Origin of the sequence: Ruegeria sp. HKCCA6707 (assembly GCF_013033515.1) — a bacterium.
GTDB lineage: Bacteria > Pseudomonadota > Alphaproteobacteria > Rhodobacterales > Rhodobacteraceae > Ruegeria.
In genome coordinates, this window is the sequence record NZ_WQEG01000017.1 from 1 (window position 1) to 18,802 (window position 18,802).

General features: G+C 57.7%; 17 protein-coding genes. 5 read left to right on the forward strand and 12 right to left on the reverse strand.

What is annotated here, in order from left to right:
- Positions 1-547 precede the first annotated feature (547 nt).
- The 11 genes from GOW40_RS21145 to GOW40_RS21195 all read right to left on the reverse strand — a co-directional run bounded on the left by GOW40_RS21145 (position 548) and on the right by GOW40_RS21195 (position 12,170).
- Positions 548-1,000 (reverse strand): carbon monoxide dehydrogenase subunit G, encoded by a 453-nt coding sequence (locus GOW40_RS21145; protein ID WP_171097285.1) that lies wholly within the window; start codon positions 998-1,000, stop codon positions 548-550.
- Positions 1,001-1,106: 106 nt separating this feature from the next.
- On the reverse strand, positions 1,107-1,919 hold the full coding sequence (locus tag GOW40_RS21150) for an XdhC family protein (RefSeq protein WP_171133838.1): 813 nt from the start codon (positions 1,917-1,919) through the stop codon (positions 1,107-1,109).
- Positions 1,920-1,931: 12 nt separating this feature from the next.
- Positions 1,932-3,122: a VWA domain-containing protein gene (locus tag GOW40_RS21155; protein ID WP_171133837.1), complete on the reverse strand. Its 1,191-nt coding sequence runs from the start codon at positions 3,120-3,122 to the stop codon at positions 1,932-1,934.
- The gene (locus GOW40_RS21160) at positions 3,122-3,979 is read right to left on the reverse strand and encodes a MoxR family ATPase (protein WP_171133839.1); all 858 of its coding nucleotides are present in this window, start codon (positions 3,977-3,979) and stop codon (positions 3,122-3,124) included. The genes GOW40_RS21155 and GOW40_RS21160 overlap by 1 nt, the downstream gene beginning before the upstream one ends.
- A gap of 114 nt (positions 3,980-4,093) precedes the next feature.
- Positions 4,094-6,511, reverse strand: coding sequence for an aerobic carbon-monoxide dehydrogenase large subunit (locus tag GOW40_RS21165; protein ID WP_171133836.1), 2,418 nt, complete (start codon positions 6,509-6,511; stop codon positions 4,094-4,096).
- Positions 6,508-7,002, reverse strand: a complete 495-nt coding sequence (locus tag GOW40_RS21170) for a (2Fe-2S)-binding protein (RefSeq protein WP_171097294.1) — start codon at positions 7,000-7,002, stop codon at positions 6,508-6,510. Before GOW40_RS21170 ends, GOW40_RS21165 begins: the two co-directional genes overlap by 4 nt.
- A 15-nt stretch (positions 7,003-7,017) precedes the next feature.
- Positions 7,018-7,851 (reverse strand): xanthine dehydrogenase family protein subunit M, encoded by an 834-nt coding sequence (locus tag GOW40_RS21175; RefSeq protein ID WP_171097296.1) that lies wholly within the window; start codon positions 7,849-7,851, stop codon positions 7,018-7,020.
- A gap of 138 nt (positions 7,852-7,989) precedes the next feature.
- Positions 7,990-9,072, reverse strand: a complete 1,083-nt coding sequence (locus GOW40_RS21180; RefSeq protein ID WP_171133835.1) for an MHYT domain-containing protein — start codon at positions 9,070-9,072, stop codon at positions 7,990-7,992.
- A gap of 89 nt (positions 9,073-9,161) precedes the next feature.
- Positions 9,162-10,166 carry an ABC transporter substrate-binding protein gene (locus GOW40_RS21185; RefSeq protein ID WP_171133834.1) on the reverse strand — a complete coding sequence of 335 codons (1,005 nt, stop codon included), beginning with the start codon at positions 10,164-10,166 and terminating at the stop codon, positions 9,162-9,164.
- Entirely contained in the window at positions 10,145-11,512 is a 1,368-nt protein-coding gene (locus tag GOW40_RS21190) for a sensor histidine kinase (RefSeq protein WP_171133833.1), read from the reverse strand. Before GOW40_RS21190 ends, GOW40_RS21185 begins: the two co-directional genes overlap by 22 nt.
- A complete protein-coding gene (locus tag GOW40_RS21195; RefSeq protein ID WP_171098112.1) occupies positions 11,502-12,170 on the reverse strand; it encodes a response regulator transcription factor in 669 nt (222 codons plus the stop codon). Before GOW40_RS21195 ends, GOW40_RS21190 begins: the two co-directional genes overlap by 11 nt.
- 108 nt (positions 12,171-12,278) lie before the next feature.
- On the opposite strand from GOW40_RS21195, the gene GOW40_RS21200 reads away from it, so the two are divergent.
- The 5 genes from GOW40_RS21200 to GOW40_RS21220 are packed head-to-tail and all read left to right on the forward strand — an operon-like array spanning position 12,279 to position 17,268.
- On the forward strand, positions 12,279-13,262 hold the full coding sequence (locus GOW40_RS21200; protein WP_171133832.1) for a tripartite tricarboxylate transporter substrate binding protein: 984 nt from the start codon (positions 12,279-12,281) through the stop codon (positions 13,260-13,262).
- 60 nt (positions 13,263-13,322) lie between these two features.
- Complete coding sequence (locus GOW40_RS21205; protein ID WP_171133831.1) at positions 13,323-13,805, forward strand: tripartite tricarboxylate transporter TctB family protein; 483 nt, start codon at positions 13,323-13,325, stop codon at positions 13,803-13,805.
- A gap of 1 nt (position 13,806) precedes the next feature.
- Entirely contained in the window at positions 13,807-15,318 is a 1,512-nt protein-coding gene (locus GOW40_RS21210) for a tripartite tricarboxylate transporter permease (RefSeq protein WP_171133830.1), read from the forward strand.
- Positions 15,308-16,495: a CaiB/BaiF CoA-transferase family protein gene (locus GOW40_RS21215; RefSeq protein ID WP_171133829.1), complete on the forward strand. Its 1,188-nt coding sequence runs from the start codon at positions 15,308-15,310 to the stop codon at positions 16,493-16,495. Before GOW40_RS21210 ends, GOW40_RS21215 begins: the two co-directional genes overlap by 11 nt.
- On the forward strand, positions 16,492-17,268 hold the full coding sequence (locus GOW40_RS21220; RefSeq protein ID WP_171133828.1) for a citryl-CoA lyase: 777 nt from the start codon (positions 16,492-16,494) through the stop codon (positions 17,266-17,268). The genes GOW40_RS21215 and GOW40_RS21220 overlap by 4 nt, the downstream gene beginning before the upstream one ends.
- Positions 17,269-17,290: 22 nt before the next feature.
- On the opposite strand, the gene GOW40_RS21225 is transcribed toward GOW40_RS21220, so the two are convergent.
- Positions 17,291-18,799 carry a heme biosynthesis protein HemY gene (locus GOW40_RS21225; RefSeq protein ID WP_171133827.1) on the reverse strand — a complete coding sequence of 503 codons (1,509 nt, stop codon included), beginning with the start codon at positions 18,797-18,799 and terminating at the stop codon, positions 17,291-17,293.
- Between the last annotated feature and the right edge of the window lie 3 nt (positions 18,800-18,802).

The window sequence follows — 18,802 nt, forward strand, 5'->3', positions numbered from 1 at the left end:
CGCGGGTTTTTGCTGAATTGGGCAGAGCTTATGGCGTTCGCATTCGTTGCCGTTATAGGGACAGTACCATCAGGCGAATGCGCTCAGATCGGTGGTGCCTAAGCGCGCTGATATTGACGTTGCGCCCCTCGGGAGTCTTTGCCTTTCTGAACGTGATGTACCTGACGTTTACCAGCGCCCAGCCTTGCCCTCGCGTTTGAGTTCGGCCTTTCGGCTTCCGAATGCATCCAACGCAACATCCCTTAAGAGGTGTAACTTGCTTCCTTTGATATTATGCGCTGTGCCTGCTCAAAGGACGAGGCATTAACCCACCTCTCAATCCATCCTCGATAAATAGTAGACTCTGGGGAAGAGTGGAATGCAGTAGAATATTTAAGTTACTGAAAATGCTATGCTAAACAAAACCATGACACCTGGTGAAACAGGAATTAGGTGTCTCTCTTAGACACCAAATCCCCAAATCCAAGAACTTACGTTTTTTGATTTCGAATGCTGCGCCATCGTGTGACAGCGCAGCAGGGTATTCTGCGCTGACACCTATTCCCCGTCAGCCAACAGCCTGTTCCGACACGATCTCACCAAACTTTGTAAAGAACTTGCCCGACAGCTTTTTGGCCGTTCCCGCAATCAAGCGGCTGCCGAGTTGAGCGATCTTTCCGCCGACATCGACCTTCGCAGTGTAGGCGAGGATGGTTTCGTCACCATCTTCGGTCAGGGTAACGTCTGCACCGCCTTTGGCGAACCCAGCCGCACCACCTTTGCCCTCGCCCATCAAAGAAAACCCGTCTGGCGCGTTGGTTGTGTCCAGCGTGACCTCACCGGCGAATTTCGCTTTGACGGGGCCGATTTTCAGAACAACCTTGGCTTCCAGATGATTGGGCTCGGATTGTGTGAGTTCCTCACAACCCGGGATACACTCGCGCAATATCTCTGGGTTGTTCAGCGCTTCATAGACAACGTCACGCGGGGCGGTGATCCGAATTTCGTCACTCAGTTCCATTCGACTTTCCTTTGTTCAACAGCATCTTGGATAGACACGAAGTGCCTCTTGCGTGGCGTCTTCTGCAGATTGTTCCGGGCGTTCTGGCCACAGTTTGCGCACCCATTCAAGCAAGTTTTTCATCATCTGACACCTCCCTTTCGCTATCCGTGTTCCGCCAGCGGATGATCTCGGCGAGGATCGACAAGGCGATTTCGTGTGGATCGACCGCGCGAATGTCCAACCCGGCAGGCGCCTTCAGTTGCGAAACCCGCTTTGCGGCCATACCCTTTGCGATCAACTTGTCGCCCAGAACCCTTGCCTTGCGGTGGCTTGCCACCATCGACACCCGACGCGCCGGAGATTCCAAGGCGGTTTGCAATGCCGCAGCGTCTGCATGGCCTTGTGACGCGACGACCACGAAGTCGCGCGCTTCGATTCCCAGGGAGGCCATGTCCTCTGCGTCAAACGCGAGGATATCCGAGGACCATTCGGTGCCTTGCGCGACACAGACCCTGAATCCGGCAAGCGCCGCATGAGCCGCCAGCGCCTTGGCGATCGGCGTGTCCCCAAACAAGACCAGCCGATGCGCGTGCTGATAAGGCTCGACCAGCAGATCGACCGTACCGCCAGACGGACAGCCACTGTTGAACATGTGCACATCATCCGGGTCTGCCATGGTCACCACCTTGCTTGACGGTTTCACCCGGATCATCCGGGGTGCGCCTTCTGCCAGCGCCTCTTGGGCCGAAACCCGCACCGCCCGTTGCACGCAAGCGCCACCCAGATGCCCCAGTATCTGGCCATCTCGCGTGATCGCAGCTTTGGCCCCCGCTTTGGCCGAGGTCGCATCCGCCGTCCGCAACACCGTAGCCACGCAGAAAGCCTGACCCTTTTCCCGCAGCGTGTCGATTGTATCGAAAATGTCAAAACCGGGCATAGGCTAGTTCCTTCACAGTTTCCGAAATTCAGGTTCAAGCGCGGCCAATGCGTCCAGAGTATTTGCCGGTAGATGGGCATCCAGATGAGGCAGCGCTGCCTGCATGGCCGCAGCTATGGGTTCGTAGTTCTGCCATCCTTTCAGCGGGTTGAGCCAGACGACCCGTCGCGCTTTGCGCTGAATGCGCGCCAGAACCGCGCCCAGCGCTTCGGGGTCTGAACTGCAATAGCCATCCGACAGGATCAGAACGATGGTGCGCCCGTTCAGAGCGCGCGCGCCATAGCCGTTTAGAAATCTGTCCAGACTACCCGAGATATCGGTGCCACCACCAAACCCCTCGGCCATCAGCGACAACCGCCCGGCGGCGCGCAGCGTGTCATGGTCGCGCAAAGCATCCGTAACCCGCATCAACCGTGTGTGGAAAAGATAGGCATCCGCCTCGGCTCCACTACCGATCAACCCCTTAAGGAAAGCAAGAAACACCCGCGCATAAACGGTCATCGACCCGCTGACATCGCACAGCGCCACAATCCGCATCGGGCGCGGAGGCCGCGAACGGCGATAGAGGTCCAACGGCTCTCCTCCGCGCGCCAGACTGGCCCGCTGTATCCGCCGCATATCCAGAGCGGGACCTCGGAGCGCCTGTTTGCGCCGACGCGAACGGCGGTCGCGCATCGCCCGCGCCAGCGCCAAAGCGGCCTGTTCCGCCTGTTTAAGAGACTGTTCATCCATCAACTCGCGCAGATCCCGGCGCGACAGGTTGGCTGTTTGGGTCGCCATCAACCGCCCATCCGTTCCTTCACCTTCTCCATCACCCGGATCGGGAATGGTGGCCGCCTGATCAGAGCCCGTCTGGGAATTGTCCGTGTCTTGGTTCAATCCTTGCCAAATCATCGGCTTTGCCGATTGCACCCGCACATGAGACGACTGAGCCGTGCCCTGCCGTTGCTTGCCCGCATTGAACCAATAGGCATCGAACAGTTCATCAAACCGCCGCCAGTCCTCGGCATCCCCGGCCAACAAAACGCACAAGGCTTGCCGCGCCTGCGCCGCATCGGTTGCCTCGGTCGCGGCAAGCGCCGCCAGCGCATCCCCGGTTTCCGCCGGGCCCACACGCATCCCGTTCATCCGCAGATGGGCAATAAACCCCGCCATCCGGTCGGCCAGACCCGCCGCGCGAGCCGGAAAGCGCGTCACCTGCATCACGCCACCTTCCCGATCAGCCGGTCCATCACCTCGGGCGGGGCGGCGTCATAGTCCGCCGCCGTCTTGAGCAGACAGACCAGAGTAGCCTGCACTGCCTCGCGCGATTGCGCCAAATCGTTGACACCCAATCCGGACAGAGCCGCCGCCCAATCCAGCATCTCTGCAATGCCGGGCGTTTTCTCCAAATCCTCACTGCGCAGGGCCTGCACAACGCCGACGATCTGCCGTGCCAACAGCCCCTCGACCTCGGGCATCCGCGCCCGCAGGATCGCCAATTCCGTCTCGCGCGATGGATAATCCAGAAAGCTGTACAAACATCTACGCCGCAATGCGTCCGACAGATCCCGCGTTCCGTTTGCGGTCAGGATCACCACCGGTCGCGAGCGTGCTTTGATCGTACCCAGTTCAGGGATCGTGATCTGATACTCAGAGAGGATTTCCAGCAGATAAGCTTCAAACTCCTCATCCGCCCTATCAATCTCATCAATCAGCAAAACCGGAGATGTGTCTTGCGAAATAGCCTCTAACAAAGGGCGTTTCAGCAGGTATTCATCAGAAAACAACTGCGCTTCCCCAACACCACCATCCGCCTCGCTCGCTCGGATCGCCAGCAACTGCCGCTGATAATTCCACTCATAGATGGCGTGGCTGGCATCCAGCCCTTCGTAGCATTGCAACCGGATCAGCTGTGTTTCAGACCACGCCGCCATCGCCTTGGCCACCTCGGTCTTGCCGACACCGGCAGGCCCCTCAAGCAACAAAGGCCGCCCCAAGGCCCGCGCCAGATGCAGCGCCATCGCCAGGCGGTCGTCAGCGACATAGCCCTGTTCGGCCAATCCGTTTTGCACTTCCATCAAAGTCACAACCAGGATCCCATCTTCATCTGGCCAAAAATATCACGGGGGAGGTTCGGAGGGGGTGGAACCCCCTCCGTCCGGTCGGACCGGCGTCAGCCGGTCCGAACCCATTCACCCATGCAACCCCAGCCCGTTGGCGATCTTCCAGATCCGCCAATGATCATGCGGCATATGGCTTTGCACCAACCCAAACGGCCGGAACGCGTCATGCACAGCATTCGAGAACGCGGGCACACCGCCCACATTCGGGCTCTCTCCCACGCCCTTGGCCCCAATCGGGTGATGCGGCGACGGCGTTACCGTGTGATCGGTGGTGTAGTTTGGTGTCTCCCAGGCTGTTGGCAGGAAAAAGTCCATCAACGTGCCGGTTTTGACATTGCCCATCTCGTCATAGGCAATCTCTTGCCCCATCGCGATAGCCAACGCTTCGGTCACACCGCCATGCACCTGCCCTTCGATGATCATCGGATTGATCCGCGTGCCGCAATCATCCAGTGCATAGAACTGCCGCACTTCCCACTCGCCGGTATCCACGTCAATCTCCATGACACAGATATAGGCCCCGAACGGATAAGTCATATTCGGCGGGTCGTAATAGCTGACCGCCTCCAACCCTGGTTCCAGCCCCGGGATGGCCTGATTATAGGCTGCAAAGGCGATCTCTTTCATGGTCTTGAAGCGCTCCGGCGCGCCTTTGACGGCAAAGCGGTCCACATCCCATTCGACGTCGTCGTCATGAACCTCAAGCAGATAGGCCGCGATCATCTGCGCCTTGGCGCGGATCTTGCGCGCGGCCATCGCCGTTGCCGCCCCCGCCACTGGTGTGGACCGGGACCCATAGGTCCCAAGACCGTATGGCGCGGTATCCGTGTCGCCCTCTTCCAGCGTGATGTCATCAGCGGGCAGGCCAATCTCGCTGGCGATGATCTGGGCGAAGGTCGTGGCATGGCCCTGACCTTGGCTGATCGTCCCCAACCGCGCGATTGCAGAGCCGGTTGGGTGGATACGGATTTCGCAGCTGTCGAACATGCCCAGCCCAAGGATATCGCAGTTCTTAACTGGCCCGGCCCCGACGATTTCGGTGAAATGCGTCAGGCCAATCCCCAGCAGCTTACGGGTCTTACCGGCTTTGAACTCCTCGATCCGCTGCGCCTGTTCTGCGCGCAGACCGTCATAGTCCACAGCTTTCAGCGCTTTGTCCCAGGCCGTGTGGTAATCGCCCGAGTCATATTCCCAGCCCAGCGCAGATTGGTACGGGAACTGATCGGCCTTGATGAAGTTGATCCGGCGCAGTTCTGCCGCGTCCATGTTCAACTTGATGGCCAGCACCTCGATCATGCGTTCGATGAAATAGGCGGCCTCGGTCACGCGGAAGGAACAGCGATAGGCTACGCCACCCGGTGCCTTGTTGGTATAGACCCCATCGACAGCCAGATAAGCGGTCGGGATGTCGTAGGACCCGGTGCAGATATTCATGAACCCCGCCGGGAATTTGGTCGGGTCGGCACAGGCGTCAAAGCCGCCATGATCCGCCGTGGTATGGCACCACAAACCGGTGATCTTGCCGTCCTTCGTGGCCGCGATCTTGCCCTGCATCCAGTAGTCGCGGGCAAAGGCGGTGGACATAAGGTTTTCCATCCTGTCCTCGACCCACTTCACAGGCTTGCCGGTGACGATCGAAGCCACAACCGAGCAGACATAACCCGCATAGGCCCCGACCTTATTGCCGAATCCGCCGCCAATATCGGGACTGATCACACGGATATTGTGTTCAGCCACGCCCGAGATCAGCGAGACAACAGTGCGGATCGCGTGCGGCGCCTGAAACGTGCCGTACAGCGTCAATTTGCCCGTCACCTTGTCCATGCTGGCCACACAGCCGCAGGTTTCCAGCGGGCAGGGATGGGTCCGGTGGTAATAGACCATCTCTTCGGCGACCACGTCGGCCTCGGCCAGAACTGCCTCGGTCGCGTCCTTGTCGCCCTGTTCCCATGTGAAAATGTGGTTGTGATGCTTACGGGGGCCATGCGCGCCTTCGGTCTGGCCTTCCAGGTCTTCGCGCAGGACCACATCGGATTTCAGTGCCTCGAAAGGGTCGGTCAGAACCGGCAGTTCCTCGTACTCGACTTCGACGAGTTCCACCGCATCCGCAGCGATATAACGGTCTTCGGCCACGACATAGGCGACCTCCTGGCCCTGAAACAGCACTTTGCCATCGGCCAGCACCATCTGTTTGTCACCGGCCAACGTTGGCATCCAGTGCAGACCCAGCGGCGATAGGTCTTCGGCGGTCAGTACTGCAATCACACCGGGCAGCGCCAGCGCCGCCTCTTTGTTTACACTCACCACGCGGGCATGGGCATAGGGCGAGCGGACAAAGTCGCCGAACAGCATCCCGTCCAGCTTGATGTCATCTACATAGTTACCTTTGCCCTGGGTAAACCGCACATCCTCGACGCGTTTGCGCGAACTGCCCATGCCTTTGAGGTTGGCGGCGCGTTCTTCGGGGGTCATGGTCTGGTCGTTCATTCCGCGGCCTCCTTCTGAGCATTCAACATATCCGCCGAGGCCGAGATCGCCTTGACGATGTTCTGATAGCCGGTACAGCGGCAAAGGTTCCCGGCCATGCCAAAACGGATGTCTTCCTCGGTCGGGTTCGGGTTTTCCTGCAGCAGGCGATGCGCGCGGGTGATCATGCCCGGCGTGCAAAAGCCACATTGTAACCCGTGATGTTCACGGAACATTTCCTGAATGACACCCAGGCTCCCGTCCTCGTTGGTCAGGCCTTCGACGGTGGTGACATCCGCCCCGTTCACCTGTGCCACAAAAGTTGTGCAGGATTTGACCGACTTGCCATCGATATCCACGGTGCAGGCCCCGCAATGGCTGGTTTCGCAGCCGATATGAGGCCCGGTGATTTTCAAATCTTCCCGCAGGAAATGGATCAGCAGCGTGCGCGGCTCGGCCAGACCTTCGACCTGCTTGCCGTTCACGGTGAGTTTGACGTGCATTTTCGACATTTGTTGTTCCTCCCCTCAACCCGCGCGGCTTTGTGCGCGGTCGATGGCGCGGCGCAACATCACCGCAGCCACGTGTTTCTTGAATTCGACGGGGCCGCGATTGTCAGCCACCGGGTCAATCGCGTCGAGCATTGCGGCAACGCAGCCCTCGACATCGCCACTTGCGAGCGCCGCGCTGGCACCCTCGGACCAGACCGGCGTATCGGCCAGATTGGTCATCGCGACCGAGGCCGTGCCATTGCCGACCATCACCGCAGCCGCGGCAGTGGCATAATCTCCGATCTTGCGCTTTTGCTTTTCATAGGCCTGCCCGACAGCTGCACCAGGCACGGGGATATGAATGCGGGTCAGGATCTCTTCATCCTCACGCGCGGTGAAATATGCAGCCTCATAGAAGTCGCGCGCCGCGACGCTGCGATTGCCATCGGGGCCAGACAGATCAAACGTGGCGTTCAGGCATTGCATAAGCCCCGGCATGTCGTTGCCCGGATCACCATTGGCCACATTGCCCCCTACAGTGCCGACATAGCGGACCTGCGGATCGGCGATCTGCAACGCGGCCTCGCGGATCAGCGGGATCGCCGAGGCCAGCCCGTCATGGGTGATCAACTCATGCTGCGTAACCATCGCACCCAATGACACCGTGTCGGCTCCGACCTCGATGCCCTTCAGTTCTTCAATGGCTTGCAAATCGACCAGATGGCCCATCTCAGCCATGCGCAGCTTCATCATCGGGATCAGGCTGTGCCCACCCGCAAGCACGCGCGCCTCATCTCCGTGTTCCTGTAGAATGCCGATGGCCGAGGCGATGTCGCCTGGCCGGTGATACTCAAAACCGGCTGGTATCATGTTTTCCTCCCTGGGTCCGAGCGGTATGCCTTGGGGGACCTGGAACAAGGAAAGGATGACGCGCGTAGGCGATCCAGCAGACAGAAACCGGGCGCGCAGCTTGTTTCACGAAATGCGAATAAGCTGCACGAGCTGCGATCAGAGGCCCAGCGCTTCGCGAATATCCGTCAGGCGTGATCGGCTGACAGGCACCTTGGCCAACGCATCAACCCCGTCGAAATAGCAGGTGCCATTGTCCTTGTGCCGCTCAAAGCTAGAGACGTGTTTGGGATTGACCAGATAACTGCGATGCGCGCGCAGGAACCCGTCCGGTTTCAAACGGGTCGCCGCCTCGGTGATCGACCAGGGACAGAATAATTTCTCAGATCCCATGTAGAGAACGGTGTAGTGCCCCTCGGCCCGGATGGCGGCAATACTTGCAGGTTCGGTGAAAAAGGTCTGCCCTTCCCGCTCAAACGGTACACCCGCGCGCAAGGTCGCCGGCTTCGGCACGGGTTCTAGGCTAGGCTGCTCTTTGGGTTCGATGAACGAAATACCGGTCAACAGAAAGGCACCGCAGATCAAAAAAACCGAAACCGTAACGCCCATTGCCAGAATCTGATTGTCCAGCGCTGGACCCGCCCCACCCGCGCTGCCGGTGGCGACAAAATCGGTCAGTCCCGTTGCCACGAAATGCATCGAGAACACGGCCAACCCGAAACAGATCGTCCCCAGCAAGATATTACGCTGAGTTCGATTGCCATATGCCACCCAGATGGCCGCCACAGACAGGATCACCGAGGCCAGTGTCGACAAAGCTACATCAAGCAGGTTGTAGACAGGGCGACAGAGCTGCATTCCGGCCATGCCGATATAGTGCATCACCACAATGCCCAACCCGACAATGATCCCCGATCCAATAATCGTCTGCGACGTGCGCGGCCGGAAATGCAGAACAAGCAATGCCAACCCAACCATCAGGATCGCAACCAAGGCCGATATCAGCGTGATCAGCGCGTCATAGTAGAACAGGATCGGCAATTGCAGGCCCAGCATGGCCACAAAATGCATCGACCAGATGCCACCACCCAGAATGACCGCTGCCAATGCGACCACAAGCTTGCGCCGTTGCGGCTCTAACTTGGAGGCGCCATGGGTCAGGTAGAGGCCGGTGAATCCGGCCATCAGCGCCACCGCCAACGAGGCCGCCACAAGCCAGCCGTTATGCGAATAATCCAGCATCGCGTTTGCGCTTCCTCCCTGACGCAAGCGTGACGTTAGCAAACCGATCACAGCACGACAATCTGAGAGCCAAGGACAAAGGCACGCAACTATTGAATGACGGCGTTTTCCCAGGCTGAGATGAACTTTTTCCTCTTCAGGCTATCCAGAAACGTCAACAGGGCAGGGTTCAGCCCAATGGTTTCCTGTTCGCTCACAGTGTCCTCCGCAACCAGCAAAGGAAGGGGCGATTGAGTGGTGGACTCATTTGGTCTGTCCGAAACAAGATACCGCAAGAACTGCTGAGCGGCCTGAACTGATTGGGTCGCACTGGAAACCATCACCGTCCGCATCATGGTTGTTTGAAAATCTGACGGCAGAATGACTTCCAGGGCATCCTGCCCTTCGGCCTGCGCGCTCGCATAGCTGCCAAGCACATTATATGCGACGTGAATCTTACCCTCCACAAGATCTGAAATCATGTCGCCCGAGCAGCAATAAAGCTTAACTCGCAGACCCCCCATGATTTCCATCAAGCGCCAATAGGTTTCCGAGACACGAGAATCCTGTGTAGCAAATAGATAACCCAAACCCGATTCTCGAACATCATATGTTCCGATTTTGCCGCGAAACATGTCAGGCCGTTCGCGCATCGCTTCGATCAAGTCCTGACGGGTTTCAGGTAACGCGCGTCCTTCGAAAGCAGAACGATTGATAACAATCGTAGCGGGTTCAGAGGTAAAGGCGAAAAGGCTATGGTGCCATTGTGTCCATGGTGGAACCTCCACATCTTCCAGCCGAAGCGCAAAACCGTCATTTGCAAGCTTTAGCTGCAAGTCCATTGCGCTTGAGATAATCACATCGAATGCACTGGGATTTGCCCGCACCCGCCGGTCGATATCCGCCGAGCCGGTCACCAGGTATTCGACACTGATCAGGGGGTTTTCTGCGACAAATCCTTCGATAAATGGAGCAAAAAGCAAGGTGTCGGTGCTGGAAATAACGCGCAATTGCGGCCCCTCGGCACCCTCATTGAACACAAAACGCTCTTCCCAATCATCGGCTGACGCACAAAGGGGCAAGAGAAGCAGGATTACAGCGATAAGATAACGCATGCGCCGCCCTCTGGCTTGTTTGACAACTCCAATGTGCCGCCATGTGCGGTGGCCACGTCTTGCGCGATGGTCAAACCCAATCCAGAACCAATTGTTCCGGTCGCATTCTGCCCGCGTTCAAATCGTCTTGTCAGCATGTCGATTTCTTCTGACGGAAACCCAGGGCCAGCATCGCTGACCTTAATCTGAACATTTGGGTCTGCCCTGACGTCTATGACGACCGTGCTGTCCACAGGGGCGTATTTCAACGCATTATCGATCATATTCCGCACCGCGTTTTGCAACAGGATCGGATCACCGGAATAGGGTACAGCCCGCGCTCCGGTCAGCGATAACGTGAGCTCTCTCATCTCCGCTATGGGTGTCAGCCGCTGGACAAGATCCTTGGTCAATACAACAAGGTCGATGTCTTCACGCTCCAGATGATCGGCACGAAACGTAATCATGGCGTGGTCCAGCAATTGCCCAGCCGCACGAGAGCTTTCGTCAATTGCGCGCACCATGGCCCGCAACGCTTCGCGATTCTCTTTGCGTTCGACACGATGAAGCGTCGCTTCGGCATAAGACCTGACAGTCGCCAATGGCGTACGCACGCGATGGGCTGCTTCGGCAATGAAGTCTTCAGACTGACCAAGCGACTGATCCAACCGCCCCATCAAAGAATTCAACGAGGTCACCAACGGTGCCATTTCACGCGGGACAGGCTTGCGAAACGGGCTGAGGTCCTGGGGCCCCCGGCGGGTGACCGAGGTCGTCAATTTATTCAGCTGACCAATGGTCGTTGACGCGACCCAAAAGGACAGGCAGGCAGCCAACAGAAAGAACCCAATTCCCAGAAACGCGGCATTGCGTGAAATCTGATCCATGGTTTGGGACAACGCGTCCTGGGTTTGGCCAAGCGCCACTTCGATCTGAGTCTGTTTTCCAAGCCCGACCAAAGTTCGCCCCGCATTCACCTGGCGAATGCTTTCACCGCGCATTTCCGTTGATTGGAACGTCCAATTTGCCTGTGCGACTGGTTCGTCAACTTGCAACTCATCATATCCGGAAATGAACGCGCCATCCTGATAGATGGCATAGAACACGCGATCGTCCGACGGTGTTGTCAGCATTGAAAACGCCGCATAAGGGATGTCGATTTCAAGTTGCCCATCCCGGATCGCGGCCGCGTCGAGGATCGAAGCTACAGAGGCGCTCAGAATATTATCCTGACCTTGCTGGGCTACGCGCGCTGCATAGCTGCGCACTGCAAGAAATAGCAGGATTGCCAGTATCGCCGCACCACCGATCAGTGTCAAAACAAGGCGGTTTCTTAGCGACCCAGAGACAGTGGGGCTATCCGTCATGATCCAACCTGTAGCCCAACCCCCGTAGGGTCGTTATCTTCAAGTCCGAAGCTTCGAGGTGTTTTCGCAACCGCCCGACGTAAACTTCAATCGCGTTGTCAGAAACATTGTCATCATAGGTGAACAGCCTATCGGCCAGTTTCTGCTTGGAAAAAACCTGACCCGGAGCATTTATGAACAGCTCCATCAGCCTTAACTCGCGGTTTCGTAGCGAGATGTCGCGACCGCCGACCGAAAAGTGACCGGCAACCGGGTCGAAAACGATCCCTCCAACTTCGATCCTGGATTTCGCATTACCCGATTTCCGCCGCAACACCGCACGACAGCGCGCCTCAAGCTCGGCATGATCGAAGGGTTTTGTGACGTAGTCATCTGCCCCCATATCGAGCGACCCGATTCGATCTGAAACCTGACTTCGCGCGGTCAAAACGATGACCGGTGTGTCTAGATCACTGGCGCGGTGGCGTGCCAGGAACTCTCTTCCGTCACCATCAGGCAGCATGATGTCCAGTAGGATCAGATCATATTCCTCGACTTCTGCATAAGCCGTGGCATCGTCTAATTTCGCTGCATGATCAACGACATGACCATCCAATCGCATGCGTGACGTGATGGCGTTCGCCAGGTCCAGGTTATCTTCTACAAGAAGAAATTTCATAAGCCTCAGGAAATCTTCGCGACCGTGACAGGTTGATGTCAGGTTCATATGTTTAGGATCGCAACAGTCTGAGCCGTCAAACGGCCGATTGTCAAATGGGAGGACATCATGACAACATTGAAACTGGGCCGTCGGGCCCTAATCGCAGCTGTGGCCGCATTTGGCCTAAGTGGCCCCGCTCTGGCGGATGGGCACCAGGTTGTGGATAGCATCCACTTTCTCATCCCAGGCGGCGCCGGTGGCGGCTGGGACGGCACCGCACGCGGTACCGGTGAGGCGTTGACCAATGCAGGCCTTGTTGGCACCGCATCTTATGAAAACATGTCGGGTGGCGGCGGCGGTAAAGCTATCGGCTTTTTGATTGAAAACGCAGAAAGCAACCACGGTACCTTGATGGTGAATTCAACACCAATTGTGATCCGCTCACTGACCGGTGTTTTCCCTCACAACTTCCGGGACCTGACGCTGGTGTCGGGCACGATCGGTGATTACGCTGCCATCGTTGTCGGAAAAGACAGCCCGATCAACTCGATGGCAGATTTGCTGGCAGCCTATGATGACGATCCCGGCGCAACAGCCATCGGTGGCGGTTCTGTGCCCGGCGGTATGGACCATCTGGTTGCTGCCATGGTGATGGAAGCGGCTGGAAAAGATGCGTTGGGTGTCAAATACATCCCTTACGACGCAGGCGGTAAGGCAATGGCCGCCCTGCTATCGGGTGAAATCGCCGCTCTGTCGACTGGTTTCTCCGAAGCCGTGGATCTGGCCAACCAAGGTGAAGTCAAAATCATCGGCGTAACATCGGACGAACGTGTCGATGCGGCACCAGATGCACAGACCATGAAGGAACAGGGTATCGATACCACCTTCGTCAACTGGCGTGGCTTCTTTGCTGCTCCGGGCCTGCCCGAAGAAAAGCTGGTTGCCTACCAAGAGGCCATTACCAAGATGTACGATACGCCCGAATGGGAAGAAGTACGTTCGCGCAATGGCTGGGTAAACATCCACAACTCTGGCGCTGACTTCGAGGCGTTTCTTGAGGATCAGGAAAAGCAAATCAGCGACCTGATGAAGAAGCTGGGCTTCCTCTAAGACAACAACCAGGCAGAGCGGATCTCCGCTCTGCCGCAAGAATTTCGGGGAGGGGACACCATGGCGCTGGATCGCTGGATCGCGCTCATTCTACTGGGCATATGTTTGACATATGGGTACGCGGCTTGGTTTACCATGGACGGTGCTCTGCCTCCCTTCATGCAGCGAAATCCGATTTGGCCCAGCACCTTCCCCAAAGTGCTGTCGGTTCTCGGTATCATTGCATCAACGATCATCCTTCTGGGCTTTGAAAACAGCGAGTTGAAAGAGGCCGAAATCGACTATCGCCGGTTGGGTGACTACCACCTGGGTCAGGCTGTCACGCTGCTTGTTCTTATGGTCGTTTACGCGCTTTGCTTGCGTCCGGTCGGCTTCCTGATCTCGACATCAGCCTTTCTGATACTCGGTTCGTTCATTCTGGGTGAGCGAAAGTGGCATGTCATGTTGCCTGTCGCGCTGATTGCAACCGGTGCTGTCTGGTATTTGGTCCAAGAGGTTCTTGGCATCTATATGCGCCCCTTGCCGGGCATTTTCGGAGGTTGACATGCTTGAAGGACTTCTGATCGGCCTGCAGACGGCTTTTTCCATTCAGAACCTGCTTATGGTTATTGCCGGGTGTCTCATCGGCACGTTCATCGGAATGCTGCCCGGTCTGGGCCCGATGTCGATCATTGCGATCATGATCCCTGTGGCGATTTCGATGGGCGACCCTTCGGCGGCTCTGATCTTGCTGGCAGGGGTGTACTACGGCGCCATCTTTGGCGGGTCCACGTCGTCCATCCTGCTGAACGCACCGGGGGTTGCCGGTACCGTCGCTTCCAGTTTTGACGGATATCCGATGGCGCGTCAGGGTAAGGCGGGCAAAGCTCTGACCGTCGCTGCGGTCGCAAGTTTCGCAGGCGGGACGTTGGGGGCTGTTCTCTTGATGGTCTTCGCACCTGCCTTGTCTTCAGTCGCCCTGTTGTTTCACTCGGCCGAATATTTCGCGCTGATGGTTGTCGGATTATCTGCGATTGCCGCTTTTGCTGGGTCGGGCCAAGTGGCCAAAGCAATAATCATGACGATTCTGGGTCTGATCATGGCCACCGTTGGCGAAGGCGCCTTGTTCAATCTGCCCCGCTTTACGATGGGTATCATGGACTTGCAGTCAGGCTTTGGTTTCATCACCCTGGCGATGGCCATGTTCGCCTTGCCAGAGGCGCTGTTTCTTGTCCTCAAACCCAAAGATCTGAAAGGGGATGAGGGAGAGATCAAAGATCTTAGGATCACCAAGGACGAGGCAAAAGCCATTGCGCCTGTTGTCGGACGTCAGTCGGTACAGGGTTTCTTTATCGGGGTTCTACCCGGAGCGGGTGCAACAATCGCCAGCTTCCTTGGCTATGCCGTCGAACGCAACATTGCACCGAAGGAAGAGCAGGAAGAATTCGGCAAGGGCTCGATCAAAGGTCTGGCAGCTCCCGAAACGGCCAACAACGCCGCTTGCACGGGCTCATTTGTTCCTTTGCTGACTTTGGGAATTCCGGGCTCAGGAACAACCGCCATTCTTTTGGGAGCATTGATTGCCCTGAACGTTACACCGGGCCCACGCCTGATGATCGACGAACCGCAGATTTTCTGGGCGGTCATCATGTCGATGTTCATTGGCAACCTGGTTTTGCTGATCCTGAATCTTCCGCTGATCCCGTATATCGCCAAGGTACTTGCGATCCCGCGTAACTACCTGATCCCGTTCATTTTGTTTTTCACGCTGATGGGGGCCTATATCGGTCAGAACAATGCGACCGAGCTGTTGATCCTTGTCGGTTTCGGAATCTGCGCCACCGCATTGAAGTTTGCCGATTACCCGCTGGCGCCATTGCTTATCGGCTTCATCCTTGGCGGGATGATGGAGGACAATTTTGCAAGATCCATGCAGTTGTATGATGGCATCGCGTTTATCTGGGAACGCCCCATGACATTGGGCCTGCTTGTGGTTGCTGTACTCTTGGTGCTTCTGCCCAGCTATCGCGCACGACGAGCTCGTGCGCGTGCCGCTGGTGTGGCTGATGGCGACTGATCCGCTAACTGGTGTTCGGGTTCTCGACCTGACCAATGTGCTGGCAGGCCCCTATTGTTGTTACCAACTGGCCTTGATGGGGGCCGAAGTCATCAAGGTAGAACGGCCCGGAGCAGGAGACTTGGCGCGTGTATTGGGGGCCGATCCAGCGCGCAACAAATCCGGTATGGGCATCAGCTTTCTGGCCCAGAACGCCAACAAGAAATCCGTCACCCTGGATCTAAAGGCCCAGAAAGGCAAAGCGCTGCTCAAGCGGCTGGTTCAAACAGCCGATGTGCTGGTCGAGAACTTCAGGCCCGGCGTTATGGACCGGCTGGAATTGGGCTATGACGTCCTGCGCAAAGAAAATCCCGGCCTGATCTATTGCGCCATCAGCGGCTTTGGTCAGGACGGTCCGCGCCGAGATGATCCGGCCTATGATCAGATCGTTCAGGGGATCAGCGGTGTCATGTCGATCACTGGCGCGCCGGATACTGCGCCCTACCGTGTGGGCTATCCTCTGGCCGATACGGTGGGTGGGCTGACCGCTGCTTTTGCGATCAGCTCTGCCCTGAATGCCAATCCGCGCGGAACTTTTCTGGACGTGGCCATGTCCGAGGCAGTGATCTCGACGATGGGATGGGTCGTGTCGAACTATCTTGTCGGAGGTGTGCGCCCGGCTGCGCATGGCAATGAAAACACAACATCGGCCCCCTCCGGCACGTTTGCGACCGCTGACAAGCCGATCAACATTGCTGCTAATCGCGATGAACAATGGCAAGCACTGGCGACACATCTGGGTCGCGATGATCTGCTGACCCATCCCGATTTCGCAACCCGTGAAGACCGCAAGGCGAACCGGGTTGCACTGCGTGACGTGTTGGAGGCTATGCTGCGTACCCGGCCATCTGAAGCTTGGGTGGCTGAGCTGAACGCGCTGGGCGTACCCGCGGGCCAAGTCCTGTCGGTGCCTGATGCGCTGGATGACGATCAACTTGCCGGGCGAGGGATGATCGGCACAGTCTCGATTCACGGTGAAAAGATGCGTCTTGCCGGCAGTCCGGTGGTTATGGACGGGCAGCGCAACATGCCTGAAACTGCACCGCCGGATCTGGGTGCCGACAATACGACGATCTGGTCTGAATTGGGCCTAACACAGGCCGAAATCGACGATTTGAAACAAAAGGGGATCCTATGAGCGACGTCTCGGACTGGTGGCAAACCTCCATCATCGACATGGAACCCGGACGCATCGCACTGCGCGGAGAGCCGATTGAGGATCTGATCGGCCATATCAGCTTTGCCGAAATGATCTGGTTCCTGGTGCGCGGTGACAAACCGACACAAGCACAGGCCCATCTGTTCGAGGCGGCTGTGGTTGCGGCTGTGGATCACGGGCCACAAGCCCCGTCCATTGCCACTGCGCGTATGGCTGTCACCTGCGGCCTGCCGTTGAACAACGCGATGGCCAGCGCGGTGAATATGCTGGGTGATGTGCATGGTGGCGCCGGAGAGCAGGCCGTCATGCTCTACCACTTCGTCGAGGCGCGATCTGGTGATCTGGGGGACGCGCTGGACGAATGGATCTCGACCCAAGGGAAGATTCTGCCGGGCTTCGGGCACCGCTTTCACACCCCGACCGATCCGCGTGCGCCTCGGTTGATGGCATTGGTGCAGAACGCGGTGGACAACGGGGCCTGCGACGGTCGGTTCATGAAGATCGCGACGGATATCGAGGCCGAGCTGATGCGTCGAAAGGGCAAACCCGTGCCCATGAACATCGACGGCGCCACGGCTGTCATCTATGCTGAACTTGGCTTTGCCCCGCCGCTTGCCCGGGGTCTTTTCTGCCTGTCACGCTCGGTCGGGATTCTGGCCCATGCCTGGGAGCAATCGCAGCAAGGGGGCCGGAACAAAGGACCGACCCCACCAAGCTACAGATGGACTTACACAGGTGCGCGGAACGAGTGATCAGGCCCGGAAACGAGTCTGATCAAGCCTGTTTTTCGACCGCAGGCTCAGTGCTGTCTTCGATAGCACCTTCAACCGTTTCTTCCACCGGGTCAGCCTCAACATCGATCGCGTCGTCAACCTCTTCCGTTTCCTCGGCTTCGGTCTTGTCCTCCAGCGCGCCAACGATCAGCGGCAGCATGTGAACTCCGGTCGCGCTGGCGATCTCGGGGGTTTGCGGTGTTTGCCAGCTGAGCGTATCGAAACTGCCGCAATTCGGGCAGACGGGTGCCCATTCGGCTTGAATGTCATGGCAATTGTCGCAAACCCATTGCGGACCGCGTGGCGCGTTCAGGGCACGAGCGAGCCATCCCTGCACAACGGCATCTGATGCGCCCTCGCCCCTTTCAATGGCGGCCATCAGGGTGAACGCGCGGGCATCTCCCTTGTTTTCCACCACATCCCCCAGCGCGCGACGCGCCTCGGGGAAGTCTTCGGCGACGATGTTCAGCTCGGCCAGGATCAGACGGGTTTCCATATTTTCAGGATGCACACGGGTCAGAGCGGTAAAGCGCTTGATCCTCTGATGCGGGGTTTCGTCGGGTTCGATCTCGGCAAAGGCATGGGCCAGCTCTGGATGCGGCTGAACCTCCCATGCTTTTTTCAGGATCTTGGTCGCGGCGCGGGCCTTGCCCTTTTTGATATGCGCGCGCGCGGCCATCGCAGCCGCTGGCACCAGATCCGGCGACAGGCGGTTGGCCTCAATCGCGCGTTCCTGCTGTTCGATGGTAGCATCTTCGTCCAACAGGTCTTTGGCCTCGGACAAGGCCAGGACCGCATCGCGCCGCTTGAACACATCGCGCGGCAAATACCCTGCTTTTAGCTTTGCCGTCAGGGTCGAGCGCGCACCCGCCCAATCCTGCGCCTTGGTCTGCAGGTTCAACAGAACGTCCTGCGTTTCCTCGTGGCGCGGTTTCAGGGCCAGAGCTTTCTCGGCCAGTTTGCGGGCGGTATCGTCGTCGCCTTCGGCCAGCTTCTGTTTCATGATGCCGCGCACACCAACAAAACGCGTCGCATTATTGGTCACCAGTTTCTTATAGGTTTCAGACGCCTTTTTAGTGTCACCGGTCATTTCCGCTGCTTGCGCCACCAGAAGGTTGGTCAGTTCCGGTTTGTTCAGCAGTTTTTCGGCGTGGTTCGCTTTGGACATGGCCGCGCGCCCTTCGCCCGAGGCTAATGCCATCAGCCCATCGGCCAGCGCCTGATAGCCCTTTTGCTCGCGGTTGCGATCGAAATAGCGCGACAGGGCGGTTTCATCACCGTTGAGGAATTTCAACGTGGCGATCAGCAGGCTGAGCAGTTTGAAGAACAGCCAGACCAGAACCACCAACACGCCCAGCGCAATGACCGATTGCAACAGGCTGAGCGTATATTCAGTGCCCGCAACGGTGATCTGAACGCCACCGCTGGTTTCCATAAGGAACCCGGCGCCAACAGCCAGGAGGCCGATAATCGCAACAAAAACAAGGATCTTTAACAATGACCACAGCATGGC

Bases quoted from the DNA above. Each gene is read 5' to 3' on its own strand.
- GOW40_RS21220 (WP_171133828.1), top strand. From the start codon at position 16,492: ATGAGCGACGTCTCGGACTGGTGGCAAACCTCCATCATCGACATGGAA.
- GOW40_RS21215 (WP_171133829.1), top strand. From the start codon at position 15,308: ATGGCGACTGATCCGCTAACTGGTGTTCGGGTTCTCGACCTGACCAAT.
- GOW40_RS21160 (WP_171133839.1), bottom strand. From the start codon at position 3,979: ATGGAAGTGCAAAACGGATTGGCCGAACAGGGCTATGTCGCTGACGAC.
- GOW40_RS21210 (WP_171133830.1), top strand. From the start codon at position 13,807: ATGCTTGAAGGACTTCTGATCGGCCTGCAGACGGCTTTTTCCATTCAG.
- GOW40_RS21155 (WP_171133837.1), bottom strand. From the start codon at position 3,122: ATGCAGGTGACGCGCTTTCCGGCTCGCGCGGCGGGTCTGGCCGACCGG.
- GOW40_RS21195 (WP_171098112.1), bottom strand. From the start codon at position 12,170: ATGAAATTTCTTCTTGTAGAAGATAACCTGGACCTGGCGAACGCCATC.
- GOW40_RS21200 (WP_171133832.1), top strand. From the start codon at position 12,279: ATGACAACATTGAAACTGGGCCGTCGGGCCCTAATCGCAGCTGTGGCC.
- GOW40_RS21165 (WP_171133836.1), bottom strand. From the start codon at position 6,511: ATGAACGACCAGACCATGACCCCCGAAGAACGCGCCGCCAACCTCAAA.
- GOW40_RS21225 (WP_171133827.1), bottom strand. From the start codon at position 18,799: ATGCTGTGGTCATTGTTAAAGATCCTTGTTTTTGTTGCGATTATCGGC.
- GOW40_RS21185 (WP_171133834.1), bottom strand. From the start codon at position 10,166: ATGCGTTATCTTATCGCTGTAATCCTGCTTCTCTTGCCCCTTTGTGCG.
- GOW40_RS21190 (WP_171133833.1), bottom strand. From the start codon at position 11,512: ATGACGGATAGCCCCACTGTCTCTGGGTCGCTAAGAAACCGCCTTGTT.
- GOW40_RS21180 (WP_171133835.1), bottom strand. From the start codon at position 9,072: ATGCTGGATTATTCGCATAACGGCTGGCTTGTGGCGGCCTCGTTGGCG.
- GOW40_RS21205 (WP_171133831.1), top strand. From the start codon at position 13,323: ATGGCGCTGGATCGCTGGATCGCGCTCATTCTACTGGGCATATGTTTG.
- GOW40_RS21175 (WP_171097296.1), bottom strand. From the start codon at position 7,851: ATGATACCAGCCGGTTTTGAGTATCACCGGCCAGGCGACATCGCCTCG.
- GOW40_RS21150 (WP_171133838.1), bottom strand. From the start codon at position 1,919: ATGCCCGGTTTTGACATTTTCGATACAATCGACACGCTGCGGGAAAAG.
- GOW40_RS21145 (WP_171097285.1), bottom strand. From the start codon at position 1,000: ATGGAACTGAGTGACGAAATTCGGATCACCGCCCCGCGTGACGTTGTC.
- GOW40_RS21170 (WP_171097294.1), bottom strand. From the start codon at position 7,002: ATGTCGAAAATGCACGTCAAACTCACCGTGAACGGCAAGCAGGTCGAA.